The sequence below is a fragment of the Caproiciproducens lactatisolvens genome, from assembly GCF_052443335.1.
Classification (GTDB): domain Bacteria; phylum Bacillota; class Clostridia; order Oscillospirales; family Acutalibacteraceae; genus Caproiciproducens.
Genome location: NZ_CP195750.1, coordinates 463,109 through 487,693 on the forward strand (window position 1 = coordinate 463,109; position 24,585 = coordinate 487,693).

Below are 24,585 nucleotides of genomic sequence, written 5' to 3' on the forward strand. Positions count from 1 at the left end.
TTATTATAAATACATTTGTTATTTTGAATTGCAGGGTGATTGTTTGTATAAGGCATGTATTTTTGATTTGGACGGAACGCTGGCCAATACGCTCGCTTCCATCGCCAATTTTGCCAACACCGCAATGAAGCGGTGCGGATACGAGCCGATTGAGGTGGGAAAATACCGGTATCTCGTCGGGAACGGGACGGACAGGCTGATGCACGCCATGCTTGACACCGCGCTGGGCGCGCAGGGGTACACGGAGGACGACGTCCGCAGAATGAGGCGGATTTACGACGAACTGTATGAAAGCGATCCCACTTGTCTTGTCACGAATTACAGCGGGGTGCAGGATACGCTGAAAAAACTGAAAGCAAAGGGAATCCGTATGGCGGTGCTTTCCAATAAGCCGCACAACTGCACCACTGCGATTATCGACGCGCTGTTCCCGAGAGGAACCTTTGACCTGTGCTACGGGCAGCGGCAGGAGGTGGCCCGAAAGCCTTCTCCGGAGGGCGCGCTGCTGATCGCGGACGAGTTTGCCGTCAGCCCGGAAAACATCCTCTACATCGGGGACACAAACACGGATATGAAAACCGGCGCTGCCGCGGGAATGGATACGGCGGGTGTCCTTTGGGGATTCCGGACCGAGAAGGAACTGAGAGAAAACAATGCGAAATATATCGTCGAGAGACCGGAACAAATTTATGAGATTGTTGCTGGCCTCATGAGGTGATTGATGAAGTGGCTGTTAAACCTTCTTAAGACCGAGAACCGGCTTGGCTTCCGGGTGGTAAAAACGGGGATCGCCGTTACCCTTTGTGTGGTGATTTCCGCCCTTTTAAAGCTGGACGAGCCGTTTTTCGCGGTCATTGCCGCCGTCATGACGATGGGGAAATCCATAGACGCCTCCATCAAAATGGGGAAGAACAAGCTGATCGGCGTGCTGATCGGCGCTGCGGTCGGCTATGGCCTTGTCATGGTCTCGCCCGGGAACGCCGGGCTCTGCGGAGTAGGGATTATCCTTACGCTGTATCTCTGCCATCTGTTTAAGCTTTATGGCGCGGCCACCCTGTCCTGCTTTGTGTTCGCGGCCATGATGTTCCGCGTCGGCACTGCCCTTTCCTGTATTGCGGGCAGCGCGATCGGCATTGTGATCGCCATTCTTGTCAATCTGGTGATTATGCCGCCCAACTACGCCGAAGAAATCAAGAAATCCTTTGTCCATCTGCGTAGCCAGGTGGACCAGGCGATGGAGAGCGCCGCCTCGTTCTGGCAGATCGATACCTTCGCGGTGGACAGCGCGATCCAGAAGCTGAGCTACAATGTCAAAATGTATATTGCTCAGGCGAAATTCCTGCGCTGGAACGATGACGAGGTTTTCGGCATTTCCTGTAAGATCTCCACTTATGAGATGATACTGGACGAGCTGAAGGCGCTGGAAGTGATGGAGCTGACGGAAGATTCCGTAAAACCCGGCGGCGAAACGGAGATTGTTTACCGCTACCATATGGACAGGATGCAAAAGCTTTACGAGCACGCGCTTTCCGAAACAAAAGAAGGCAAATAAAAAATGACCTGTGAAGGTCATTTTTTTTGCCTATTTGATTGTTTTGGCTGCGGCGGTCATCAAGGCGGAAGCGATCTGCCCGGCGGAACTGATGCCGCTTCTGGAATTTTCCACTACAACCGCGAACGCAAGCGGCGTTTTCTCATTGGAGGAAAAGCCGACCATCCAGCCGTTCGGTTTTTTCCCGCCGCCCACCTCCGCCGTGCCGGTTTTGGCGCAGACGGCAAGGCCGGGGAACAGGCCGTCGCCGTAATAGCTCGAAACGTTGTAGCGCATATATTCCTTCAGCTTTTCCGCGGTGGCGGCTTTCAGGAGCCGGTCTCCCGTCTGGGTATGCCCGCTGCGGACGGCCAGGCCGAACGGAGCCGTGATACCGCTGATCAGATAGGGTTTGACCGGTACGCCGTCGTTGGCGATCGCGCCCATCATCACCATCATGTGGAAAGGATTGGTCAGGTCGGTGTATTGCCCCACGCCCGACCAGCCCAGCTCGTTGGCGGCGGCGCCGTCCACCTGATAGACGCTTTTGCTGGTGGAGATGCCGTCCAGGTCGAAGCTGCGGTTAAAGCCCATGGAATTTGCCGTCTCGGTCATTTTGTCCGCGCCGAGCTCAATGGCGATCTGTGCGAACGCCACGTTGGAGGACCTCGCCAGCGCGTTTTTAAAGCTGAGGGTGCCGTAGGAAGCGACATCGGTGATTTTATTGCCGTTAATGGTAATGCTGCCGTTGCATTCCCAGGTGCGGCTGTCCAGATCGGGAATGTTTTCGATCGCCGCCGCGGAAGTCACCACCTTGAAGATCGAGCCGGGGGTATAGGTGGAGGAGAGCACGCGGTCAAGATAGACCCCGTTGTATTTCCCCGTTTTGTCCGTGTTCAGGTCCTTCGGGGGATTGGAGGGGTCGAAATTCGGCGTGCTGACCGAACAGAGCATCTCGCCGGTCTTGTAGTTGTAAAGGACGGCCGCGCCGCTGCTGCCGCCCAGCTTCTGAAGCGCGAGCTTGCACAGCGCGCTGTCCAGCGTCAGCTTAATGTCGCTGCCCCCGCTTTTCCCGGTGGGGGCGGCCAGGCCGGTGACGGGATTGTACCCCGAAAGCTCGGAACGGTAGTTGTACTGGATTCCGGTGGAAATATAGCCGTTGCTGTCGCCTACGGTGTGGAGCATCGCGCGGCGGACGGTTTCGTCGCTGTTGTATACCCGCTTGCCGTTTTCGCTTTTGGCAAGCACGACGTTGTTGCGGTCAAGGATTTTTCCGCTGTTGGCGAGCTGGCCGCCGGTCGTCAGATGCTTGTTGAACGGCTGCATGGCCCAGCTGCCGCCTTCCGTGGCGAACCCGTACAGGAATATGCCGAGGCCGAAAAGGAACGCCATGCCCAGAATATACAGGATTAAGGAACGGGAGCCTGTCGTTTTCATCAGCTTTTCCTCCTTGCCGCGTAGGTGCGCTCGTCGCTCGCCTTGATGAAGGCGAGCAGTCCCCAGACCGCCACCATGCTGGAGCCGCCCAGGCTGATAAAGGGCAGTGTGACGCCGGTCATGGGAAGTACGTCCGTCGCGCCGAAGACGTTCAGGCAGGTCTGGAACAGAAGCATGCCGCCCGCGGCGCAAGACGATATGGAATAGAAGGTGGAGCGGCTGCGCGTAACGTCCGAACGGGCGTAGAACATCAGAAACGCAAGTGTCAGCACAATGACGACCGCCAGCAGCAGGCCCAGCTCCTCACAGACCATGCCGAACACCAGGTCGCTGGTGGAAGCGAACACGCCCTTCAGCGAGCCGTTCCCGATCCCCAGCCCGAACAGGCCGCCGCTCGCGGAGTAGCTCAGCACGCGCGTCTGCTGGTAGCCGGATTCGTTCACATGCTCCCAGACGTGCCGCCATGCCTCGAACCGCTGCGCGACGTAGGGCTTGAATTTCAAGATCAGGAAAGCGCCGAACACCGCGACCGCGCAGATCAGCGCGATGGTGCGCACGCTCCCGGAACGCATGAAGGCAATGATGAGAAAGGTCACGAAAAAGACACAGGCGGTGCCGAAATCGCGCATCAGGAACAGCGCGCCCATGCATACGGCGGAAAACCCGATAAATCCCGTCAGGTTCTTTGCCGTCTGCAGCCTGTCCAGCGTAGAGGTGCCGACAAAGATAAAGGCGATTTTAATAAACTCCGACGGCTGTACGCTGACGGGGCCCAGGCTGATCCAGTTGCGGGCGCCGTTGTGTTCGCGGGCCAGCACAAGGTTGGCGGCAAAAAGCAGCACGGCAAAGATTCCGATTGCCAGGCGCCAGCGCATCACCCGGTCAAGGTCGCTGAGGAACCAGATCATGATGCAGAACAGAAGGACGCCCCCGAAGAGCGCGCCGAGCTGCACATAGGTGTTTTTCACGCCGGTGCCGGAAATCAGAAGGATGCCGACTCCGCTCAGCAGGAACGCGATGGTTTCCAGCTCGAAGCTGACGTGCCCCAGCCCCTTCATGGAAAACAGGTACAGCAGCCATTCCATTGCGAAGATCGCTCCGAACGGCACGGCGGGCAGGTAGCTGAATTTCCCGCCTCCGAAGCATGCCTGCACGCACAGGAGCAGCTGGATCAGGGTCGTGGCGGCCAGCAGCCCTGCGGGTGACGCGGCGTGCCGTACCTTACGCTTCGGCTGCTTGCCGTTTTTGATATCGCTTGTCCGCTTCAGCATCAGCGCGGTGGAACCCATGGCGATGGAATCGCCCGGCAGGATCTGCATCCGGTCTTTCACCTTTGTGCCGTTGACAAAGGTGCCGGATTTCGAGCCGGTGTCGGTGACGATCCAGCCGCTTTCCCGGCGCATCAGCACCGCATGGTCGCGGCTGACGGTGGGGTCGTGCAGAACAATGTCGCAGCTTCTGCTGCGCCCGAGCGAATTTTCCCAGTACAGCACGGGGATGACTTCATGGGATACCATGTCCTCCAGAATCACAACGGGGTCTTCCTTCCTGCGCCCGCGTTTCATGGACGTAAAGCATTTGCTGATGACGAGTATGGAAATCAGCGGTACCATGATTCTGAAAATATATAGCACCAAATTGATGATGTTTTGAATAACAGGATTGTTCAGCGTCAAGAAAACGCCTCCTTCCGGCTGGCGGGAAAATACCCGCCTGTGGATAGTATTTCCTTTTCTATTATACAATTATTTACCGGCAAAGTAAACGGAGGGAACGCACCGTTCCCTCCGCAGTATTATTCCGTTATCCCCAGCTCGTGCATGAATTTCAGAAGCCCCGCTTCAAAGTGGACGCCGTACCGCGGGTCGGTTCCGGCTTCCCTGGTGCGCCGGATACATCCGGCGGTAAAGTCGACCGCAGTCTGCATGGCGATGTCCAGCTCCATTCCGTTCAAAAGCCCCGACAGAAGCGCGCTGGCAAAGATATCCCCCGTACCGTAGTAACGTCCCCTGATCTTCTGCGAGAACGCGTAGCTGACCGCGTCCGTGTTCCGGTTGTATCCCGCCGCGCCCAGAAGGTCCGGGCTGAACCAGACCCCGGTGATGACCACCTGACGCGGGCCCAGCCCGCTCAGACGCCGCAGCAGATTTTCGACGTAATCGCGGGTGTAGGGGCCTTCGCGGTACTTTTCGCCCAGCAGAAACGCCGCTTCCGTGAAATTCGGTACGATCAGGTCGGCTTTTCCGCACAGGTTCACCATTCCCTCGGCCATTTGAGGGGTAATGGTCCGGTACAGCTCGCCGCTGTCCGCCATCACGGGGTCAACCATAACAAGGGTGTTCTCCGTTTTGAAGGTATCGAAAAAGTCCGATACGATCGAAATCTGTTCATACGATCCCAAAAAGCCGCTGTAAAGCGCCTCAAAGCTCAGGCCAAGCTGCTTCCACTGCTTTTTGAACCCGGGCATATCGTCCGTCAGGTCGCGGTAGGTAAAGCCATCTAAATCCCCCGTATGGGAGGAAAGCACGGCGGTCGGGACGGGGCAGACTTCGATTCCCGCGGCGGAAAGAATAGGAAGCGCAACCGTAAGGGAACATTTCCCGAATCCGGAGATATCGTGAATCGCTGCGATCCTTTTTTGTTTGTTCATTCAATCACCTCACAAGTATTACATTAATCATATGGGATTCCGGGGTGAAAAATGTAAAGCCGCAAAAAATCACAGCATTAAATTTTGTTGGCAACCTCGCCCGCATGCTTGTAAATACTCCTTGCGGGAATAAAGCCGCGCACCATGGAAAGCGGGTAGACGGTGCTGTCCTTGCCCACGACGGTGCCGGGGTTCAGGACGGAGTTGCAGCCGACCTCCACGCGGTCGCCCAGCATCGCTCCGATTTTTTTCAGGCCCGTTTCAATGCGGTCGCCGTCCGCGCTGATGACCACGAGCGTTTTATCCGATTTGACGTTGGAGGTAATGGAGCCCGCACCCATGTGGGATTTGTAGCCGAGAATGGAGTCGCCCACATAGTTGTAGTGGGGAACCTGAACGCTGTCGAACAGGATGACGTTTTTCAGCTCCGTGGAATTGCCCACGACGCATCCGGCGCCCACAAGGGCGCTGCCGCGGATAAACGCACACTGCCGGACCTCGGTGTTCGGCCCGATAATCGCGGGTCCGTTGATATAGGCGGAATCAAATACCCTTGCGGTTTTCGCAATCCATACGTTCTCGCCGCGCCGGTCGTATTCCTCGGCCAGAAGCGTCGGTCCCAGCTTTAAGATGAACTCGCTGATTTTCGGAAGCGCTTCCCAGGGGTAAATCAGTTTGTCAAGAAGAGGGGCCGCGGCGGTGTGGGTCAGATCATACAGACAATGAATGGATACTTTGTCAGTCATTCTAAAATGCTCCTTCGTTTCTGTTTAATAAATCCATTATATTTTCATTTCACCGCCAGGTCAATCATACAAGGTCATTTTATGAGCTTTTTTATTTTCAGCAGGTCGCCGGTCTGCAGGCTGCGCCCGCTTCTGTCCGCGCCGCTTTCGTCGCTGATTTTTGCCGCTTCCAGATACGGCCCGGAGAGGGACGGCGTATCCCCCGCGCCCGTTTGGATAAAGTACTCGTACAGCAGGCGGCAGTCGTAATCCGTCACGGTCCCGGAACCGTCCAGATCGCCGGGGATGACCGCAATGTAGGCGCCGGCCGTTTTGCCGCCCTGCATGGTGACAATGGTCTGGCCCGTACCGATATTTCCGCCTTTTATTTCCTTTTTGTCCGCCGTAAAAACGCGAAGACTCTGGTCCGGATTGACTTCGGCCATTTCGCCCTGAAGGGCCTCCAGCGTTACCGGGCCGGGAAAATCATAATTTTCCATCACGGACGGAAGGTCGGCGGGAATTTGATCGGAGGGGGATGACGAAGAGCTGCCGGGGTCCGGGACACCGGATTCCGGCGCCGAAGAGTCCGGCGCTTCGGAAGAAGGAGAGCTGGAGTCCGGGCCGGGGGGTTCCGGGGAGATGTTCCCGTTGTTATTTGCGCCGTCAAACAGAAAGCTGGACGCCGGCGTGCCTGCGTCCAGCTGCTCGCCGTAGGGGACGATGACAAGCGTCACCCTTCCCTGTGCGTCCGCGCTGAAATTCCGTGAAAAGTCACAGCTGACACTCAGAATATTGTTGACGATACACTTGCCGTCGCTTAAATCAAGACGCCCGATTACCGCGCAGTTCGCGGCGCTGGGGGACATTCCGGCAAGATACAGGTAATTTCCGGACAGGCAGGCGGCTTCATATACGAATTTAATGACGGTCGGTCCCCGGACGGAACCGTAATCAAGGTTCCCGTCGCTGTCAAGGAGCGCGGTACGGGTGGAGGAGGCGTTGGAGCTGATCAGTACGAAACCTGTTCCCGGCCTGCGGAAAAACTGCTGGTTGTCCGGATAATACAGGTTGGAGTCTATTTTACTGATATCGGGATAATCCTCCGCGTAGCAGGACAGGGCCGCGATCATCGGCATCAGGGCCGCGGCGCACACACATATGATGCAGAGCATCAGACGTTTTTTTCGGCGGTCTCTCATATTTCCACATCCCTCGACATTTAATTTCTTAACAGCATTATACAAAATGTGGACGGAGGGGAGGAATAATGTGAAATTATTTCAAAAAAATCGACATATAATAAAACAAGAACCGGTATGCACCGGTTCCTGTTTTTGGGGAGGAGTTGTATTGAAAAGGTCGTGACAAGTCCTTGCCACAGTCTTGTAATCAGATCGGATACGGTCCCATTTCTTGGTTCCGTGATTTTATTATAGTACCCGTGTTTCCCAGTGTCAATCACTTCACAATCGATTTGTCAAGAATCTCTTTATTGTATAAAACGTAGTTTTTTGTTGGTGCAATTTAGTTATTATTGACGATAAATTTTCGTTAATTATCGAAAAGGTATCATACGGAATTTTTAAGACCGTTATTTGACTAATCCTGGGCGCCGGGAATCTTCGGCAGAGAATCAAATCCGGGCTGCAGATCCGCGTCCGTTGGAATGTAGTCCGTCATGGTGTGCTCCAGATAAGCGGTGTACGCGGCCATGTCGAAATAGCCGGTTCCGGTCAGTCCGAACAGGATGGTTTTTTCCTCGCCGGTTTCTTTGCATTTGACGGCCTCGTCCATCGCGCAGCGGATGGCGTGCGCGCTTTCCGGGGCGGGCAGAATGGTTTCCAGCTTGGCGAACTGTACGGCGGCGTCAAATACCTTGGTCTGTTCCGCGGAGCGCGCCTCGTCAAGGTATCCGTCATGGTACAGCTTGGAGATAATCGGGGACATGCCGTGGTAGCGCAGGCCGCCCGCATGGTTCGGCGAGGGGATGAAGCCGCTGCCCAGCGTATACATTTTCGCCAGCGGGGTGACCTTGCCGGTGTCACAGAAGTCGTAGGCATAGCGGCCCCGGGTCAGGGAGGGGCAGGAGGCGGGCTCCACGGCGATAAAATACGGGTTCTTTCTGCCGAGCAGCTTATCCTGCATGAACGGCGCGATCAGCCCGCCGAGGTTGGAACCGCCGCCCGCGCAGCCGATGACGATATCCGGGTATTCGCCGAGCAGCTCCATTGCCTTTTTGGATTCCAGGCCGATGATCGACTGGTGCAGCAGCACCTGGTTCAGCACCGAGCCCAGGACATAGCGGCAGTTGGGGGTCGTCGTAGCCTTTTCGATCGCTTCCGAGATCGCGCAGCCGAGACTGCCGGTCGTATCGGGGTCCATTTCAAGGATGGCGCGGCCGACCTGCGTGGTGGAGCTGGGGCTGGCGACCACATTGGCGCGAAGGTCTGGATGATCGACTTGCGGTAGGGTTTCTGCTGAAAGGAGGCCTTGACCATGAAGACGTCCAGACCGATTCCAAAATAGGCGCACGCTTCCGCCAGCGCGGTGCCCCACTGGCCGGCGCCCGTTTCGGTCGTCAGGCCGGTCAGGCCCTGCTTCTTCGCGTAGTAAACCTGGGCAACGGCGGAATTGAGCTTGTGGCTGCCGGAGGTGTTGCCGCCCTCAAATTTGTAATAGATCTTCGCCGGCGTATCCAGATATTTTTCAAGCGCATAGGCCCTGTTGAGCGGGGAGGGACGGTATGCCTTGTAAACATCCAGAATCTCTTCCGGAATATCGATATAAGGGGTGGCGCTGTCCATCTCCTGCTTTGCCAGCTCCTCGCAGAAAATGGGATAAAGCTCCTCGGTGCGGATGGGCTTTAAAGTGCCGGGGTTCAGCATCGGGTCCGGCAGGGATTTCATGTCCGCGCGGAGATTGTACCATTGCGTGGGCATCTGCTCCTCGGATAAGATCATTCTGTGCGGGATGTTTTTCATGATGATTCTCCTTTCAGATCAAAAATAGTATGGACAAAAAGAGTATAAAAAAACGCCCTTGCCCCTAAAACTCAGGGACAAGAGCGATTGCTCCTGCGGTACCACCCGGATTGCGCGAAAGCGCCTCTTTTTCCGCGCACCAGCATGCGCGCTCCCTTGGTAACGGGCGGAGTTCCCGTCAGCGGCTACTTGTTTCCTTTCGCGCTGCCCTCGTAAGTCCATTCGGCAGGCCCCGCCGTACCGCAATCACACCGCCTGCGGCTCTCTTTTCCGGCGCTTTGCCTATTTACTACTCTTACTCATCGGTTTGCTGTCTTTTGCAATATTATATTCGGGTATCCGCGCCTTGTCAAGCATTGTTTCAAAATTCCGCGGATTTTCGCCGGTATTGTATTTATGGGGGTATAATGCTAAAATAATAAGATAAATAAGGGTGGCGGAATCCATTCGATTTTACGGGGGAGAACATGGAAATTAAAAAGAACGAACTTGTGGATATGGAAATAACCGGCTATACCGCGGAGGGAAACGGCGTCGGCCGCTATCGGGACATCGCGGTGTTTGTGCCGCTCGCGGCGGCGGGGGACAGGCTTCGCGTAAAGATACTGAAAACGGCCAAAACCTATGCGTTTGGCCGTATCGATAAAATCGTGACCGCCTCAAAGGACCGCGTTCCGCTCGACTGTGCCCAGTTTGCGCAGTGCGGGGGCTGTGTGTACCGCCATATCAGCTATCAGGCGGAGCTAAAGGCGAAGCAGCAGCGCGTGCGGGACGCCCTCGAGCGCATCGGCGGCTTTCATGAGCTAAAAATCCGGCCGATTGTCGGCGCGGAAAATCCCGACCGTTACCGCAACAAAACGCAGCTTCCCATCGGGCGCGGTCCGGGGAACGAGGTGCGGATGGGCTTTTTCGCCAGCCACAGCCACCGTATCATCCATTGTTCGGAGTGCCTTTTGCAGCCGGATGAGTTTACCGCCGCCATGGAGGCTTTCCAGGAGTGGGCGCGCCAGAGCGGAGAGGATGTCTATGACGAGGAAACCGGCAAGGGAAGGCTGAGGCACCTGTACCTGCGCCGCGCGGGCGCGACCGGCGAAGTGATGGTCTGTGTGGTCGTCAACGGCAACGGGGTGCATTTTGAACCGGAACTGGTGGAAATGCTGAAGAAAAAGGTGCCGGGCTTGAAAAGCGTCATCATCAATGTGAACCGGGAACGCACGAATGTGGTTCTCGGACAGAAATGCCGTACCGTCTGGGGCAGCGATTTTATTACGGATACGCTCTGCGGCCTGAGTTTCCATATTTCTCCCATGTCGTTTTATCAGGTCAACCGCGACCAGGCGGAGCGGCTTTATACGCTTGCGGGCGAATATGCCGGCCTGACCGGAAAAGAGACCCTGCTGGACCTTTACTGCGGGACCGGCACCATTGGCCTTTCCATGGCGAAAAATGCCGCGCATGTCATCGGTGTGGAAATCATTGAGCAGGCGGTGGAGGACGCGAAAAAAAACGCGGAGCTGAACGGAATCACCAATGCGGAGTTCCTTTGCGCGGACGCCGCGAAAGCCGCGTCCATGCTGAAAAACCGCGGGACCCGCCCCGACGTGGTGGTCCTCGATCCCCCGCACAAGGGCTGTGACGCTTCCCTGATCGATACCGTCGCCGCCATGGCGCCGCAGCGCGTCGTCTATGTTTCCTGCGACCCGGCTACCCTTGCGCGCGACCTGAAGCTCTTCGTGCAGAAAGGCTACGAGCCCAAGGTCGTTACACCCGTAGACATGTTTCCGAGGACGGCGCATACAGAAGTAATTGTCGGATTAAGTCGCGCTATGTCGTAAATTGGAGCTTGGAAACATATGAAAATAAACGTATACACATTAAATTCTTTTGCTAAAACTAAAGAAGGCGGAAACCCAGCGGGTGTTGTTATGAATGCAGATTTATTATCTGAGGAAGAAATGGGAAAAATTACTGCTGTTCTTGGATTCAGTGAAACTGCTTTTGTATTAAAATCAAACGCGGCGGATTTTAAAGTGAGATTCTTCACACCGAATGAAGAGGTGGACTTATGTGGTCATGCTACGATTGCCACCTTCTATGCAATGTTAAGTCTGAATTTGTTAAAACAAGGTAAGTATGAGCAAGAAACCAGAGCAGGAATACTTGGCATTGAAATTCATAACGATAATTTTGTTATGATGGATCAATCTATTCCTGTATTTTCGGAAGTGATAGATAAAGATGAAGTAGCAGATTCCTTGAACATCAGTACTTCCCAAATTACAGCAGACTTGTTGGTTCAAGTTGTATCAACAGGGCTTAGGGATATTATGGTTCCTGTAAGAAGCATTGAGATTTTAGATGCGATCAGACCGGATATGAAAAAAGTAAAAGAAATCAGCCAGAAGTACAATACTGTTGGATACCATGTTTTTTCTTTGAAATCCTTACATGGTGCTAACGCTTATTGTAGAAACTTTGCTCCCTTATATGGTATCCCGGAGGAATCTGCCACAGGAACATCAAGCGGTGCACTTGGTTGTTATTTGTACCACTATGGAAAAATCAACGAGGAGCAAGCTTCACACATTATTTTTGAACAAGGTTATTCTATGAAAAGGCCATCTGAAATTCGAGTGTCTTTAGCTATAAAGGAAAATAAAATTTTTGAAGTCAAGGTCGGAGGGAGAGCGATGAATTTAACCTTAACGGAAGTCGAAATATAGGATAAAGAGCAAATCAACTTTCCTCCAAGGCCCCACCAGTTGTTGGTCAGTTGTCTGATCTTTTCCCGGAATTCCAAAATTCATCAGAAGATATTTCTGTAGAAAATTGGGAGGAGTGGTATCTGAAAAAATATCCAGACGCAATCGAAAAAGCAACGAATAAAATCCATGAGCAAATCGAGAACTTAAAAGAAGCTATAAAATTAATTGACAGAAATCTGGTGGAAAAATGGGTCCGTGATCTTGTTATTTATAAAACTTATAATGGATTATATGTTCAGCAAGCTATTCTTGCCTTTCTTGCTGAAAAAACCAACAAAACATATAGAATGGCTGCCCCCGAGGAAGAATCAAAAGGCATCGATGGCTTTGTAGGGGTAACTCCTTACTCTATTAAGCCAGATACATATAAAACCATGAGACGCCTTTCTGAAATGATTGATGTCAAGATAATTTACTATGTAAAAACAAAAACCGGGTTGAAAATTGAAATAGAAGAATAATGGCAGGAGGGACGATTATGCCAAAAGCAGAAAAAGAGTTCATACTGAACTACGCGATGAATAGATGGCAATTAAATTTCAAAAAAAATGTTGGCCCAACATCGGATTCTATTCGAACCTGTAATCCGTCTTCGCTTGAAGAATGGAGGGAATATTACTATCAAAATGTACGTTCTGAGGAACGCATCAACAATCTTGGACATGCATTATATGGACATATTGCTTCTGAATTGCCCACAGAAGATAGATTTCACCCAAATCTGATTCAATCAATCACCGAGCAAGATTGCATAAATTATATGCATATGGTTGTCATCAACCGCGTTTTTACTGGTTTCATGAAGGAGCGAGGCTTACTATGACTCCTTCTTTGACAATTTCAGGAATACCGTTTTATGATGCGCCGAGTGAGATAGAAGGGTCCCCATATTGGGTTGATCTGTGGACCGATATTAATGGTTATAAAATCGGGCTTCAGGTCAAGCCTTCCACATATAAATCCGCCAACATATCTATCTACATGGGAAAGGCCCGTTCTTCAGAAGAAAAGGGACACAAAGAATTCCTTCGTGACTTTGGTGGAAAAGTTTTTATCGTTATGCCGGTTAATGGAGTAGTTTCAAAAGAAATAGAAAAAAAGATCGTTGCAGAGCGAAATCTACTTCTAAAACTTTCTCCAAAGAAATAGTCGGCTATTCAAACAACAATCAAGCGATTTCAGACCGCTTTTTTATTCATAAGAGCATGTAATGACACTGCCATTTTGAGTGACACATGCCACACGATCAATTTTGATGGCGGTTTCCTGCTTTGTCTTAACATAAAATCCATGAGGACCGTTTTTATAACAGTGCTCTCGCTTGTCATCTGGTAGTGTTTCAATAAAGTCAAGATGACGCTTAATGCGAGAATCAATAATATTATTTAAACTATCAGCGGAAACAGTGATATTTTGCAAAGCAAGAGCAGCGATTTCAGGGTCTATTTCTACACCTATGCTATTTCTATTTGAGGCCATACATGCCAGATTAGTTGTGCCAAGTCCTGCAAATGGGTCAAGAACAGTATCGCCCTCAACAGAGTACATATTAGTCAACCTATATGGAATTTCAAATGGAAAGGCTGCACTGCGTTCTCTGTTTTTTTGTGCAGAAGGTATCATCTGAGAAGTTCCTTTAATTTCCCATAAATCTGAAAACCATGAGTTTCTCTCTTCCCAGAAATAGGCGCTTGATTGTCGAAGTTCTTTTTCTTTACCTTTAAAAATTCTTTTGCCCCCTTTTCTAAATATCAAAATATACTCATGTTCATAAGTTACATACGCTCCAGCCGGATACATTCCAGATCCCATGAATTTATTAGGTGAATTTGATTGCTTCCGCCAAATAATATCTGGCAAAAGAGAATATCCCTTTGAAATGAAATAGTTTATTATCGCAGTATGGTTGGTAAATAAATGAAATTCTCCATTTATAGTACGTGTTGCGTCACCTATATTTATACAAACAAAACCATTATCAATTAGAACTCTATCACACTCTTCCCAAGTCTTGTTTAGTATTGAATGCATTTTGTTAAAGGCATTGAATGCATTACCTTTAGACAGATCTTCTACGATTGATTGGTCTTGTTCTGAAAATAGATTATCCCACATCGCAATCATCGGATATGGGGGAGATGTAACAATTAGATCAATTGATTTGCTATCTATACATTTCATATCGTTGCTATTGCCATCGATTATCTTATGAGTAGTCATGATTAACCCCTATTCAATTATTTCGCCAGTTGATAGCTGGAAGAATTGCCTATGTGTAATATTAAATATTTTACAAATTGAATCAATTTCTTTTTGAGATATGGTGTTTCTTTTTAATTTGGTATTAAAATTCTGTGGCGTTTGCCCTATTTGTCGAGCAAGCTCAGACACGCTTATGCCTAACCTTAAACATAGTATCTTAATTTGCTCTGATGTTGTCATAGAACAACTTCCTTTCATCCGTATTTGAACATATTATAAACTATTTATTTTATGATATCAACTATATGATTTATGCTATCATGCGCTTTTTCATGAAATAGCATCTACCGTCCCGCCGGACTTGAATTCCACGGTGAATTTATTCTCATAGACGGTGGCTTTCTCAATCAGCCGGCGGACAAGGGATTCGTCATAGGCGTCCAGCTCGGCAGGCTGTTCCCGCAGAAATCTGTCCTTGTGTCGGCTATGAACTTTCGCAATCGGCAGGGCCGACATCACCGATGTGCTCAGCGACACAATGAAAAGGAGTGTGGATAAAATGTGGAAATGCCCGAAATGCGGCCGTGAGTTCAAAAACACGGAACAAGACCACTTTTGCGTGAAACCGAACAGTATTGACGAATACATTGCCGCACAGCCGGAAGATGTGCGGCCCCTGCTGCAAAGCATCCGCGAAACCATCCGCGCTGCCGCGCCAAAAGCCACAGAGAAAATCTCGTGGCAGATGCCGACGTTCTGGCAGGGTGAGAACCTGATCCACTTTGCGGCGTTCAAAAAGCACATTGGGCTATACCCCGGCGGCGAGGCTACTGCTGAGTTTGCGGAGCGGCTCGCGGGTTATAAGACCAGTAAGGGGACAATTCAGCTTCCGCTCGACAAGCCGGTCGATTATGAACTCATTACCGACATCGTGCGGTGGCGAGTAAAGCGGGAAGCAAAAGGGAGTGACACTTTATGACAAACGGGCGCGTGTTCAAGATGGCGTTTTCGAGCGTCTACCCGCTGCTTGTCCAAAAGGCGGAGCGCAAAGGACGCACGAAATACGAGGTTGACGCTGTGATTTGTTGGCTGACGGGATACGATGATTCCGGACTGCAAGCGCAGATTGTGAAAAACATCGATTACGAAACATTCTTTACCGAAGCCCCTCAAATCAATCCGAACGCTTTTAAAATCACGGGCGTAGTCTGCGGCGTTCGCGTAGAGAAAATCGAAGACCCGCTTATGCAGAAAATACGCTGGTTAGATAAACTGGTGGATGAACTGGCAAAAGGAAAACCGATGGAAAAGGTTTTGAGAAGTTGAGTAGTATAGTCTCCATGACCGCGGAGAGGACCGTTTAGTCCACTCTGTTAATTGGCTGTCCTTTAGAAAAAGCACTGATATTGCCTTTGATCAATGATATTAAACGTTGTCTTGTTTCTAATCCCCGCCACCCCATGTGCGGAGTGATGATAACATTATCCATTGTATACAGCGGGCTCGCATCATCTAATGGCTCGACTTCCTGCACATCCAGTCCTGCACCTGCAATTCCATGCTTCCGCAGTACGTCGATCAATGCTTTTTCGTCAATCAGCGCTCCTCGCGCGGTATTGATCAAATATGCGGTCGGTTTCATCATGGCCAATGTTTCTTTATTGATCATATGTCTTGTTGATTCGTTCAAGGGGCAGTTAAGGGAAATAAAATCGCTTTGCTTAAAAACTTCTTCCTGTGTTGTAAAGTGAATTTTCCCGACATCCGCTCTGGGGGTTCTGGTAGATACTAAAATTTTCATTCCGAGTGCTTGCGCGACTTTGATGATTTCTTTTGCAATATGACCGTAGCCGATCACTCCCAGCGTTTTACCGTTTACTTCTACATGGTCTACCATTAAGTGTTTATGGAAATTATCATGATTTCCCTGCGAAAGCATACGAATCTGTTTCTGCATGGAGCTTGCTAAATTTAAAATCAAAAGGATTGCCGTATGCGCCACCCTTTCACTGCTATACGCAGGAATGTTGCATAATAGGATTCCTTTTTCTCGGACTGCGTCCAAATCGATATTGTTGTATCCCGTTCCGGCTTCGCAGATCATTTTCACACTGTCAGAAAATTTTCTGATGATGTCACCGCTGACTTTCATTTCTTTCGTTACAACGATTGTAAAACCGTCAACCCGTTCCAAAATTTTATCTTCGGGCGTTTCATCATAGATTACCACTTCAGATGCAATTTGTGAGTAGTCGATGTTCCCGTCATAATTTACCAGGCCGGCGTTCAATACCACGGTTCTGTCGTTCATAATGATTTCCCCTTTATAAATATTTGATTTTTTTAATTCCTCATATCCATATTGTACCGTTTTTCATCAGGCATTACAATCATAATTCTTGCACATTTATAATCTGTTGAACAGCTCTTATGAACGAAAAAGAAGCAGGTGGTTTCAAGCCACCTGCTTCTTTTTTACTCCCTTTAGCAATTTGTTTGATTTGCTCTCCCTGTATCAGCAAGTTGGCGTATTGACCTCACAAGCGGATAGTTTGGAATATAAATACAAAAATTATTAACTTTAATAAAAAATACTTGACATATTGATGTTCATCAATTAATATATTAACAAAGTAAATGAATTAACATCGTGTATACAACCTAAAGCGAGAAAAGGACGGCTAACGAAAATGACAGGTGCTATAGGCAAAAATAATAGTGATTTGACTGAAATGAATCGTTCCGCTGTTGTAAGAATATTACAGCAGCAAGAGGTGTGTTCCCGGGCGGACATTGCCAGACAAACAGGTCTTACCCAAGCAGCTATTACAAAAATAGTAGCGTCGATGATGGAAATGGGCATTGTATCCGAGGCGGGAATTATAACGGGCAGCGGCGACAACCGCCGTTCTATAGGGCTTAGGCTGAACGCTGATAAGCATCAAATCATTGGGGTAAAGTTTGCAAGACAGATGTTCGCAGTAGGCGTGTTCGATATTTCAGGTAAAATATACGTCCACACCGAAACGAAGTATCCGTTTGAGGAAGATCCCCGAAAGGTGCTTTCCGCTATGAAAAAGCAGATTCACGAAATGCTGGATAAATATGAAAATGTAGTTTCCATCGGCCTTGCCGTTCCGGGGCCTTATCTGAGGGATGAAGGCCGCATAGCGGTAGTAACCCAGATGTCCGCCTGGCACACGGTCAATTTTATTGAGGAATTCAAGGAAGAATTTAATAAGCCTGTTTTTATAGAGCACGACGCAAACGCGGGCGCGTTGGCTGAATGGTTATTTGGGGGGCATCCCCAACCGCTGCACACGCTGGCCTATTTTTTGGTAGGCGACGGCGTGGGTGCCGGTATTATTGAACGTGGCCGCCTTTTTCTGGGGGTGCAGGGCACCGCATGTGAAACCGGGCATATTAGCGTGGACGTCCACGGCCCGCGATGTGAATGCGGGAACTATGGCTGCCTGGAAATGTATTGTTCGGCTCCGGCCATATTGAAGAAAGTGAAGGAGCGTGTGCCGGAATGCCTTCCCGGAGGAAACCCGCAGAGCAGCGACGCCTGCGCCGCCCTTTTTGAAGCGGCCCGTGCCGGCAGTCAAAAAGCGCTGGATGTGGTGCGGGAGACAGCGGAATATATCGGTTACGGCTGTGTTACCCTGATAAACGCCTATAACCCCGACATTATTATCATTGGCGACGTCGTATCTCAGGGAGGGGATTTGCTGCTGCCTGTTATTCAGGAAGTGGTAAGGCAGCGCGTTATTCCCGAGCTGCACACCAAGGTGCGGATCAAAATATCTGACCTCAAGGTGGATCCCACCCTTTATGGCGCAGCCGCCACAGCAACGGACAAGGTATTACAACTGCCCAGTAAGTTTTCGGCGGCCGGCAAAAGGGGGTAAGATAAATGACTGCTCCCGAAACAATGCAATATAAAATGGTCTTTTGCGATATTGACGGGACGCTCATAGACTCAACAAACCGTATTTCCCCGGGGACCAGGCAAAAAATACAGGAACTCTATCGTATCGGGATCCCTTTTATACTTGTTTCGGCGCGTATGCCCTCGGGAATTTTACCTCTGCAGCGCGAATTGGGAATAAAAGCGCCCATTGTTTGCTACAGCGGCGCACTGATCCTCAATGAACGCGCGGACCCGGTGAGAACGGTTGGTATCGACCGTGAAAAAGCGATTCTTATTGATGATTTTGTCAAAAGAAATTGGAAGCATGTTTGCTGCAGCGCTTATTGTCACCATGACTGGATTTCAGACAATATTCATGACAAATGGATTCTGCAGGAACAAAGCATCACGGCATCAGTGCCCAAAGAAGGCAGGATTTCTGACTTTATCCCACAAAATGGGCATATACATAAGCTTTTGTGTATGGGGGAAGCCGGGGCGATCGCGGACCTCAACAATGCACTTAAGGAGAATTTCGCGGGTCTTTCCGTTTACCGTTCCAAAGACACCTATCTTGAAATTATGGACGGCGCCGTCTCAAAATCCGGTGCGGTCAAATATCTTTGCAAGGCCTATGATATTCCCATGGAAGCTACCGTATCCTTCGGTGACAATTTCAACGACATGGATATGCTGCTCGTTACAGGTACCTGCTTTGCGATGGGAAACGCGCCTGCAGAGGTAAAAAGGCAGGTGCGGAATGTGACGGCGGACAACGACCACGAAGGGGTGCTCGCGGGACTTGAACGGTTAAATTTTACAGAAAACCGCAGATGAATTTTGCTTGCGAAAATGCAAGCGTATGGGGGAGTGTAGTTATGGAACGTCCCTTCATCCTGCAGATGCAGGGTATTACCAAGCTCTTTCCGGGTGTGCGTGCACTCGACGATGTGACGCTTGAAGTACGTCAGGGTGACATTCACGCAGTTTGCGGTGAGAATGGCGCGGGAAAATCCACCTTGATGAAAGTCCTTTCCGGTGTTTATCCTCACGGTTCCTATGAAGGCAGGATTATCTACATGGGTAATGAAATTGCTTTCAAGGATATCAAAGAGTCGGAGAGAGCCGGTATCGCGATTATTCACCAAGAGCTGACCATGATTCCGGAGCTGTCCATTACCGAAAACATATTTCTGGGAAACGAGACAGTCAATCACGGGTTGATTGACTGGGACGCTGAAAGGCGATATACGGTAGAACTGCTCGAGAAGGTAGGACTGACCGTTGATCCCGGCACTTTGATTAAGCACTTGGGCGTAGGCCAGCAACAATTGGTAGAAATCGCGAAGGCGCTTTCCAAAAACGTCAGGCTGCTGATTCTCGATGAGCCGACCTCCGCGCTCAACGAGACCGACTCCGCCAACTTGTTCGATCTCATGCGGGGCCTGAAAAGCAGGGATATCACCTGTATCATGATTTCGCACAAGCTCAACGAGATCGCGGCGATAGCCGACGCGGTCACGGTCATCCGCGATGGACGTACCGTGGAAACTTTCCACGTCAAAGAGGGACAGATTGACGAGGACCGCATTATCCGCGCTATGGTAGGGCGCTCTATTGAAAACCGCTTTCCCGCCCATGAATCGAATCCCGGCGAGGTGATTTTCGAAGTGTCCGACTGGCGTGTGGAAGACCCCGATATCCCGGGCCGGCTGGTTTGTAAGAACTCCAGCTTCTTTGTCAGAGCCGGAGAGATCGTGGGCTTCGCCGGCCTTATGGGCGCGGGGAGAACAGAGCTTATGCGGTCTGTCTTTGGGCGAAACTATGGTGTCTACCTCGGCGGGTCTATCAAAATCAAGGGCAGGGAGGTCCGCGTTACCTCGGTTTCCTCCGCCATCCGTCAGGGTATCGCCTATGTACCCGAGGACCGCAAGAATTTGGGACTTAATCTGTTGGACAGCATCCGCATAACCACTGTTTCGGCAAACCTAAAGGCGATTTTGCGCGGAAGGCTGCTTGATCTGGATAAGGAATTTCAGGTTGCCGAGCAGCAACGCTCCTCTTTAAACGTCAAAACGAACAGTGTGAACAGCGGTGTGTCCACCTTGTCCGGAGGAAACCAGCAAAAGGTTGTTCTGGGAAAGTGGATGTTCACAGAACCGGATGTTCTGATTCTTGACGAGCCGACCCGTGGAATTGATGTGGGCGCCAAGTACGAAATCTATCGTCTGATTCAGAAGCTTGCGGATCAGGGGAAAGCGGTTATTATCATTTCCTCCGAACTGCCCGAGCTGCTTGGTATATCGGATAGAATCTACACCGTTTTTGAGGGCGGCATAACGGGCGTGTTAGACCGTCAAGAGGCCAACCAGGAAAAACTCATGAGAATGATGACAAATACCTCCAAATTGGATTCCAACCCGGAAAGGACGGAAATGCTTTATGAGATATCTTAAAAAAGTACTTGGCGGTGGAATGCGGCAGTACAGCATGGTGATTGCCTTAGTGGCACTTACCTTCATCTTTAATATTGCTTCGGGAGGGAGAATGATTACCTCCTCCAACTTTCAGAACCTGATATCCGGTAATGCGTATGTGCTGGTGCTGGCAATCGGGATGCTGATGGTGATTGTGATCGGACAGATCGATCTGTCCGTCGGCTCGGTAGCCGGTTTCTCGGGAATGGTGATGGCTCTTTCGGCACGGGATCTTGGATGGCCGTGGTGGCTCGCGGTGCTTCTCAGCCTCGCAATCGGCGCCGTTGCCGGAGCGTGGCAGGGGTTCTGGCTTTCCAGGCTCGGTATTCCCGGCTTTATTACAACATTGGGCGGCATGATGATTTTCCGCGGCGGCGTCATCTGGATTTCAAAGTCCATCTCGGTGCCGGCACCGGCGGAACTCAAAGTGTTCGGCTCGGGATATTTGCCCGACTGGGGCCCTGCTTTTACAGGAATGAATAACTCGACATTGCTGCTGGGGATCATCGCGATCGCCGCTTTCGCCTTTACACAACTGCGCCGTCGCAAGCGTTCGGCAAACCTGACCGGGACAACAGAGGAGCTTTGGCCGGTGGTGGCCCGGATTATTCTGGTCGGTGTCGTCCTTGGTTACTTAACATGGATTTTCGGCACAGGGCGTCCCGGCACATCATTCCCCGTCCCAGGCCTGATCCTCGTAATTTTGGTCATCGTCTACCACACCATCACCCAGCGAACCAGATTGGGCCGCCATGTCTACGCTGTCGGAGGCAACAAAACTTCGGCTGCACTGTCCGGCGTCAATGTCCAGAAAACCTATTTCTTCACTATGCTGAATATGTCCCTGCTTGCGGCTTTGGCTGGAATCATGTTTGTAGGCCGGTCAACCGCGGCCGGCCCGTCGGATGGCATCGGATGGGAAATGGACGCCATTGCGTCGGTCTTTATCGGCGGCGCGGCCGTTTCTGGTGGTGTCGGAACCATTTTTGCCACAATGGTCGGCGGACTGGTAATGGCCGTTCTCAACTCCGGACTGATGCTCATGGGTGTCGGTGCTGACCGCACTCAGGTTATTAAAGGCCTGGTGCTGCTTGCCGCGGTTGCTTTCGATGTTTTCAACAAGCAGCAGGGCCGTCCATCCATCATAGGAAGATTATTTCCCACAAAGGAAGGCAAACCTCAGGAAGCTAACCCTGCCAGCAGCAATTCCTGAAAAGCTGATGGTCGGGCCTTGCATATTAGTCGAAGGACTTAAAACAGGAGGTTAATATGAAAAAGAAAAAGTGTCTGTCTCTGATTCTCGCAGCATCGCTCGTCATGGCAATGGCACTGACCGGCTGCGCACAGCAAGCCGCAAGCTCAGCCCCTCCGGCTGAATCTGTTGCTTCAGCCCCCGCTGCCTCAGGCGGTGCCGGATTTGCCGCAGACGCAACCATCGGCGTTGCGCTGCCCTGGCTCGGCACCCAGAACTGGAAAGAAGCCGATGAGATGTTCAGAACCCAGTTGGAAGCTGCGGGCTTTAAGGCAATCGTCCAGCACGCTGACAACAAGGTTACCCAGCAGCAGCAGCAGATCGAGTCTATGATTCAGAACGGCGCCAAAGTGATCGTCGTCGGTCCTGTCGACGGCTCACAGCTTGGAGCGGTTTTGGAAGAAGCGAAGGCGGCCGGCATCAGCGTCATTGGCTATGACCGTCTCATTGAGAACACCACCGGTATTGACGGCGTCGTGCAGTTTGGCAGCGTCAAGACCGGCGAACTGCAGGGGCAGGCGCTGCTTGACGGGCTGGCTGCCCAGAAGGGCAAGGGTCCTTACAACATCGAGCTGTTCGGCGGCGGACCTGCCGATCCCAACGCTCCAAACTTCTTTAAGGGTGCCATGGAAGTGCTCCAGCCCAAGATTGACGACGGTACGCTGGTTGTCGTATCCGGTCAGACCGATTTCACCCAGTGTGCCACTATGGACTGGGATAACTCCAAAGCTCAGGCCCGTATGGATTCCCTTCTCTCCGGCTTCTACTCGAAGAAGGAAATCGACGGCGTTCTCTCTCCCAATGATGGCATCGCCCGCGCGATCATCACCGCATCAGAGCAGGCCGGACAGAAGATCCCCGTTGTTTCGGGTCTTGACGCCGAGAACGAGTCTGTTGAGTGGATCTGGTCTGGCAGACAGTATTCCACCGTAGCCAAGCCGACCGACCTTCTGGTAGGCAAAACGATGGAAATCATCAAGTCGCTGCAGACAGGCACAGGGATGCCCGCACCCACTGCAACCGTGAACAACGGCAAAAAGGACGTCGGTGTCTATGAGCTCGCTCCGCTCGTCGTCACAAAGGAAAATGCAAAAGAGGTATTCGCGAATGACGCCGGCCGTTTGGCACTGTTGAAATAGGAATCCTGAGAAGCTGTATGCGTAAGTGAGAAATGCCGACAAGAGGGTCCTTTCAAGCTATGAATACAGGTTCTGGCTCTTATAAGGGGACGGCAAAGGAGATTCCTTTGCCGTCCGATTCGCGGACGCGAAAATTCTTGCTGAATTGAGCATTCATATGAAATTGCAACTGCCAGATGACATTGCTTTAGGCGCAGCGATTGAACTGCCTGAGAAAGTTCCGGACAATAGAAACAGAATTGAAATCGGCACTCCTTTTGTGCTAATATAAAGTTAAAAGTTTTCATTGCTGATTCGTATTTCATGAAGATCGGCGGAAAATTTACCGGGTTTTATCCGCGGGTACGCAAAGCGTGCATTTGACTGTGAATCGGAGCAACGGCCGCTGCTTGCGGGCTTCTGTGGCAGAACCGCCGCAGACTTCAAAGGACTGCTGTCATTTTGAAGCTGCTCGAGTATAAATTTTTTCGGGAGTGATTGAATGTTCGATTTAGTCGCGTTGGGTGAGCTGCTGATTGACTTTACATACCACGGCAGAAGCGAAAACGGGATGCGTCTGTTTGAGCAAAACCCCGGCGGTGCGCCCGCAAACGTACTCTGTGCCGCTTCGAACTTAGGCTTAAGCACTTCGTTTATCGGCAAGGTGGGCAAGGATATGCACGGAGATTATCTGCGCAGGGTGCTTGAAGAAAAGGGCGTCGACACCGGCGGGCTGATCAGTGCGGAGGATGTGTTTACGACGCTTGCATTTGTTGAGCTGTCGGAAACAGGAGAGCGCAAATTCTCGTTTGCACGCAGGCCCGGTGCGGACACTTGCCTTTCAGCGTGCGAGGTTAAGCGTGAGCTGACAGAGGGATGCAGGATCTTCCACTTTGGCTCCCTCTCGCTGACCGATGAGCCGTCGCGTTCCGCGACAGTAGAAGCGGTTAAAGCCGCGAAAAAGGCGGGAGCCATCCTCTCTTACGATCCGAATTACCGTGCGCCGCTCTGGAAAAGCGAGGACGAAGCCGCCGGGATCATGCAGAGCGTCCTTCCTTTTGCGGACATTGTAAAAATCAGCGACGAGGAAGTCGGGCTGATTACAGGTGAATCTTCTCCCGAGGCCGCCGCTGGGTATCTTTTTCAAAAGGGAATCTCCTGCGCGGTGGTCACGCTTGGCAGCAATGGCGCCTATGCCGCGGTGAAAGGCGCGTCTGTGCTCGTTCCCGTTCCCGATGTTCCGGTGGTTGACACCACAGGCGCCGGGGACGCTTTCTGGGGCGGCTTCCTTTATAAGCTGGCCGTGAGCGGGCTTCGTCCCGGTGAGCTTGGCGAAGCACAGCTCCGGGATTTTACCGGATTTGCCAACGCGGTCGCCTCGCTGTGCGTTCAAAAGCGCGGAGGGATACCGGCGATGCCCACAATCGACATGGTCAGGGATTTTCTCACCGAAAAGAAAATGCCGGTGAATAAACCCGGAGCGTAAAAGCAATTTTGCTTTTACGCTCTTTTTCTTAGAGAATAACTGAAT

23 protein-coding genes and 2 pseudogenes are annotated in these 24,585 nt (G+C 51.3%); 15 read left to right on the plus strand and 10 right to left on the minus strand.

The features are described 5' to 3' along the window. The first annotated feature begins 43 nt into the window (after positions 1–43). Together ACRQV7_RS02260 and ACRQV7_RS02265 are read left to right on the plus strand one after the other, a co-directional pair. On the plus strand, positions 44–718 hold the full coding sequence (locus ACRQV7_RS02260) for an HAD family hydrolase (RefSeq protein WP_444659266.1): 675 nt from the start codon (positions 44–46) through the stop codon (positions 716–718). Between the two features lie 3 nt (positions 719–721). Then, positions 722–1,552, plus strand: coding sequence for an FUSC family protein (locus ACRQV7_RS02265; RefSeq protein WP_444659267.1), 831 nt, complete (start codon positions 722–724; stop codon positions 1,550–1,552). 30 nt (positions 1,553–1,582) lie between these two features. Here the strand turns inward: ACRQV7_RS02265 and ACRQV7_RS02270 are convergent, their stop codons facing one another. The 6 genes and pseudogenes from ACRQV7_RS02270 to ACRQV7_RS02295 form a co-directional block, all read right to left on the minus strand. Beyond that, positions 1,583–2,968, minus strand: coding sequence for a penicillin-binding transpeptidase domain-containing protein (locus ACRQV7_RS02270; RefSeq protein ID WP_444659268.1), 1,386 nt, complete (start codon positions 2,966–2,968; stop codon positions 1,583–1,585). Beyond that, positions 2,968–4,644, minus strand: a complete 1,677-nt coding sequence (locus tag ACRQV7_RS02275; protein WP_275717443.1) for an FtsW/RodA/SpoVE family cell cycle protein — start codon at positions 4,642–4,644, stop codon at positions 2,968–2,970. The genes ACRQV7_RS02270 and ACRQV7_RS02275 overlap by 1 nt, the downstream gene beginning before the upstream one ends. Positions 4,645–4,763: 119 nt before the next feature. Then, a complete protein-coding gene (locus ACRQV7_RS02280; RefSeq protein WP_444659269.1) occupies positions 4,764–5,618 on the minus strand; it encodes a pyridoxamine kinase in 855 nt (284 codons plus the stop codon). Between the two features lie 77 nt (positions 5,619–5,695). Then, positions 5,696–6,364, minus strand: coding sequence for an acyltransferase (locus tag ACRQV7_RS02285; RefSeq protein WP_275717439.1), 669 nt, complete (start codon positions 6,362–6,364; stop codon positions 5,696–5,698). A gap of 74 nt (positions 6,365–6,438) precedes the next feature. After that, complete coding sequence (locus tag ACRQV7_RS02290; RefSeq protein ID WP_444659270.1) at positions 6,439–7,545, minus strand: hypothetical protein; 1,107 nt, start codon at positions 7,543–7,545, stop codon at positions 6,439–6,441. Between the two features lie 400 nt (positions 7,546–7,945). Beyond that, positions 7,946–9,327 (minus strand): annotated as a pseudogene (locus ACRQV7_RS02295) (TrpB-like pyridoxal phosphate-dependent enzyme). Between the two features lie 467 nt (positions 9,328–9,794). On the opposite strand from ACRQV7_RS02295, the gene rlmD reads away from it, so the two are divergent. The 5 genes and pseudogenes from rlmD (at position 9,795) to ACRQV7_RS02320 (ending at position 13,241) form a co-directional block, all read left to right on the plus strand. Further along, positions 9,795–11,162, plus strand: coding sequence for a 23S rRNA (uracil(1939)-C(5))-methyltransferase RlmD (gene rlmD / locus ACRQV7_RS02300; protein WP_444659271.1), 1,368 nt, complete (start codon positions 9,795–9,797; stop codon positions 11,160–11,162). 18 nt (positions 11,163–11,180) lie between these two features. After that, positions 11,181–12,050 (plus strand): PhzF family phenazine biosynthesis protein, encoded by an 870-nt coding sequence (locus ACRQV7_RS02305; RefSeq protein WP_444659272.1) that lies wholly within the window; start codon positions 11,181–11,183, stop codon positions 12,048–12,050. Between the two features lie 29 nt (positions 12,051–12,079). Beyond that, positions 12,080–12,553: pseudogene (locus ACRQV7_RS02310) on the plus strand (MjaI family restriction endonuclease); the annotation flags it as partial. A gap of 17 nt (positions 12,554–12,570) precedes the next feature. Then, entirely contained in the window at positions 12,571–12,915 is a 345-nt protein-coding gene (locus ACRQV7_RS02315; protein WP_444659273.1) for an MjaI family restriction endonuclease, read from the plus strand. Then, complete coding sequence (locus ACRQV7_RS02320; RefSeq protein ID WP_444659274.1) at positions 12,912–13,241, plus strand: hypothetical protein; 330 nt, start codon at positions 12,912–12,914, stop codon at positions 13,239–13,241. Before ACRQV7_RS02315 ends, ACRQV7_RS02320 begins: the two co-directional genes overlap by 4 nt. Positions 13,242–13,283: 42 nt before the next feature. Here the strand turns inward: ACRQV7_RS02320 and ACRQV7_RS02325 are convergent, their stop codons facing one another. The 3 genes from ACRQV7_RS02325 to ACRQV7_RS02335 all read right to left on the minus strand — a co-directional run bounded on the left by ACRQV7_RS02325 (position 13,284) and on the right by ACRQV7_RS02335 (position 14,813). Then, a complete protein-coding gene (locus tag ACRQV7_RS02325; protein ID WP_444659275.1) occupies positions 13,284–14,312 on the minus strand; it encodes a DNA-methyltransferase in 1,029 nt (342 codons plus the stop codon). Positions 14,313–14,321: 9 nt separating this feature from the next. Further along, positions 14,322–14,552 (minus strand): helix-turn-helix domain-containing protein, encoded by a 231-nt coding sequence (locus tag ACRQV7_RS02330; protein WP_444659276.1) that lies wholly within the window; start codon positions 14,550–14,552, stop codon positions 14,322–14,324. Between the two features lie 72 nt (positions 14,553–14,624). Then, complete coding sequence (locus tag ACRQV7_RS02335) at positions 14,625–14,813, minus strand: hypothetical protein (protein WP_444659277.1); 189 nt, start codon at positions 14,811–14,813, stop codon at positions 14,625–14,627. 40 nt (positions 14,814–14,853) lie between these two features. Here ACRQV7_RS02335 and ACRQV7_RS02340 point away from each other — a divergent pair, with 40 nt between their 5' ends. Continuing rightward, complete coding sequence (locus ACRQV7_RS02340; RefSeq protein WP_444659278.1) at positions 14,854–15,273, plus strand: iron chaperone; 420 nt, start codon at positions 14,854–14,856, stop codon at positions 15,271–15,273. Beyond that, complete coding sequence (locus tag ACRQV7_RS02345) at positions 15,270–15,620, plus strand: DUF2200 domain-containing protein (RefSeq protein WP_444659280.1); 351 nt, start codon at positions 15,270–15,272, stop codon at positions 15,618–15,620. Before ACRQV7_RS02340 ends, ACRQV7_RS02345 begins: the two co-directional genes overlap by 4 nt. A gap of 34 nt (positions 15,621–15,654) precedes the next feature. Here ACRQV7_RS02345 and ACRQV7_RS02350 read toward each other — a convergent pair whose 3' ends face one another. Continuing rightward, positions 15,655–16,605: a 2-hydroxyacid dehydrogenase gene (locus ACRQV7_RS02350; RefSeq protein ID WP_444659281.1), complete on the minus strand. Its 951-nt coding sequence runs from the start codon at positions 16,603–16,605 to the stop codon at positions 15,655–15,657. A gap of 421 nt (positions 16,606–17,026) precedes the next feature. On the opposite strand from ACRQV7_RS02350, the gene ACRQV7_RS02355 reads away from it, so the two are divergent. The 6 genes from ACRQV7_RS02355 to ACRQV7_RS02380 all read left to right on the plus strand — a co-directional run bounded on the left by ACRQV7_RS02355 (position 17,027) and on the right by ACRQV7_RS02380 (position 24,540). Further along, on the plus strand, positions 17,027–18,205 hold the full coding sequence (locus ACRQV7_RS02355) for an ROK family transcriptional regulator (RefSeq protein ID WP_444659282.1): 1,179 nt from the start codon (positions 17,027–17,029) through the stop codon (positions 18,203–18,205). A 35-nt stretch (positions 18,206–18,240) separates the two neighbouring features. Then, positions 18,241–19,044 (plus strand): Cof-type HAD-IIB family hydrolase, encoded by an 804-nt coding sequence (locus ACRQV7_RS02360; protein WP_444660192.1) that lies wholly within the window; start codon positions 18,241–18,243, stop codon positions 19,042–19,044. A gap of 41 nt (positions 19,045–19,085) precedes the next feature. Beyond that, positions 19,086–20,663 carry a sugar ABC transporter ATP-binding protein gene (locus tag ACRQV7_RS02365; RefSeq protein ID WP_275717062.1) on the plus strand — a complete coding sequence of 526 codons (1,578 nt, stop codon included), beginning with the start codon at positions 19,086–19,088 and terminating at the stop codon, positions 20,661–20,663. After that, positions 20,650–21,897: a sugar ABC transporter permease gene (locus ACRQV7_RS02370; protein WP_275717060.1), complete on the plus strand. Its 1,248-nt coding sequence runs from the start codon at positions 20,650–20,652 to the stop codon at positions 21,895–21,897. Before ACRQV7_RS02365 ends, ACRQV7_RS02370 begins: the two co-directional genes overlap by 14 nt. Positions 21,898–22,007: 110 nt before the next feature. Beyond that, the gene (locus ACRQV7_RS02375) at positions 22,008–23,075 is read left to right on the plus strand and encodes a substrate-binding domain-containing protein (RefSeq protein ID WP_329494535.1); all 1,068 of its coding nucleotides are present in this window, start codon (positions 22,008–22,010) and stop codon (positions 23,073–23,075) included. A gap of 481 nt (positions 23,076–23,556) precedes the next feature. Then, positions 23,557–24,540: a carbohydrate kinase family protein gene (locus ACRQV7_RS02380; RefSeq protein ID WP_444659283.1), complete on the plus strand. Its 984-nt coding sequence runs from the start codon at positions 23,557–23,559 to the stop codon at positions 24,538–24,540. Positions 24,541–24,585: the final 45 nt, after the last annotated feature.

What these genes read in the sequence shown, in the direction of transcription:
- ACRQV7_RS02265 (WP_444659267.1), top strand. Translation starts at nt 722, where the DNA reads ATGAAGTGGCTGTTAAACCTTCTTAAGACCGAGAACCGGCTTGGCTTC.
- ACRQV7_RS02270 (WP_444659268.1), bottom strand. Translation starts at nt 2,968, where the DNA reads ATGAAAACGACAGGCTCCCGTTCCTTAATCCTGTATATTCTGGGCATG.
- ACRQV7_RS02280 (WP_444659269.1), bottom strand. Translation starts at nt 5,618, where the DNA reads ATGAACAAACAAAAAAGGATCGCAGCGATTCACGATATCTCCGGATTC.
- ACRQV7_RS02285 (WP_275717439.1), bottom strand. Translation starts at nt 6,364, where the DNA reads ATGACTGACAAAGTATCCATTCATTGTCTGTATGATCTGACCCACACC.
- ACRQV7_RS02290 (WP_444659270.1), bottom strand. Translation starts at nt 7,545, where the DNA reads ATGAGAGACCGCCGAAAAAAACGTCTGATGCTCTGCATCATATGTGTG.
- rlmD (WP_444659271.1), top strand. Translation starts at nt 9,795, where the DNA reads ATGGAAATTAAAAAGAACGAACTTGTGGATATGGAAATAACCGGCTAT.
- ACRQV7_RS02305 (WP_444659272.1), top strand. Translation starts at nt 11,181, where the DNA reads ATGAAAATAAACGTATACACATTAAATTCTTTTGCTAAAACTAAAGAA.
- ACRQV7_RS02315 (WP_444659273.1), top strand. Translation starts at nt 12,571, where the DNA reads ATGCCAAAAGCAGAAAAAGAGTTCATACTGAACTACGCGATGAATAGA.
- ACRQV7_RS02320 (WP_444659274.1), top strand. Translation starts at nt 12,912, where the DNA reads ATGACTCCTTCTTTGACAATTTCAGGAATACCGTTTTATGATGCGCCG.
- ACRQV7_RS02325 (WP_444659275.1), bottom strand. Translation starts at nt 14,312, where the DNA reads ATGACTACTCATAAGATAATCGATGGCAATAGCAACGATATGAAATGT.
- ACRQV7_RS02330 (WP_444659276.1), bottom strand. Translation starts at nt 14,552, where the DNA reads ATGAAAGGAAGTTGTTCTATGACAACATCAGAGCAAATTAAGATACTA.
- ACRQV7_RS02340 (WP_444659278.1), top strand. Translation starts at nt 14,854, where the DNA reads ATGTGGAAATGCCCGAAATGCGGCCGTGAGTTCAAAAACACGGAACAA.
- ACRQV7_RS02345 (WP_444659280.1), top strand. Translation starts at nt 15,270, where the DNA reads ATGACAAACGGGCGCGTGTTCAAGATGGCGTTTTCGAGCGTCTACCCG.
- ACRQV7_RS02350 (WP_444659281.1), bottom strand. Translation starts at nt 16,605, where the DNA reads ATGAACGACAGAACCGTGGTATTGAACGCCGGCCTGGTAAATTATGAC.
- ACRQV7_RS02355 (WP_444659282.1), top strand. Translation starts at nt 17,027, where the DNA reads ATGAATCGTTCCGCTGTTGTAAGAATATTACAGCAGCAAGAGGTGTGT.
- ACRQV7_RS02360 (WP_444660192.1), top strand. Translation starts at nt 18,241, where the DNA reads ATGGTCTTTTGCGATATTGACGGGACGCTCATAGACTCAACAAACCGT.
- ACRQV7_RS02365 (WP_275717062.1), top strand. Translation starts at nt 19,086, where the DNA reads ATGGAACGTCCCTTCATCCTGCAGATGCAGGGTATTACCAAGCTCTTT.
- ACRQV7_RS02370 (WP_275717060.1), top strand. Translation starts at nt 20,650, where the DNA reads ATGAGATATCTTAAAAAAGTACTTGGCGGTGGAATGCGGCAGTACAGC.
- ACRQV7_RS02375 (WP_329494535.1), top strand. Translation starts at nt 22,008, where the DNA reads ATGGCACTGACCGGCTGCGCACAGCAAGCCGCAAGCTCAGCCCCTCCG.
- ACRQV7_RS02380 (WP_444659283.1), top strand. Translation starts at nt 23,557, where the DNA reads ATGTTCGATTTAGTCGCGTTGGGTGAGCTGCTGATTGACTTTACATAC.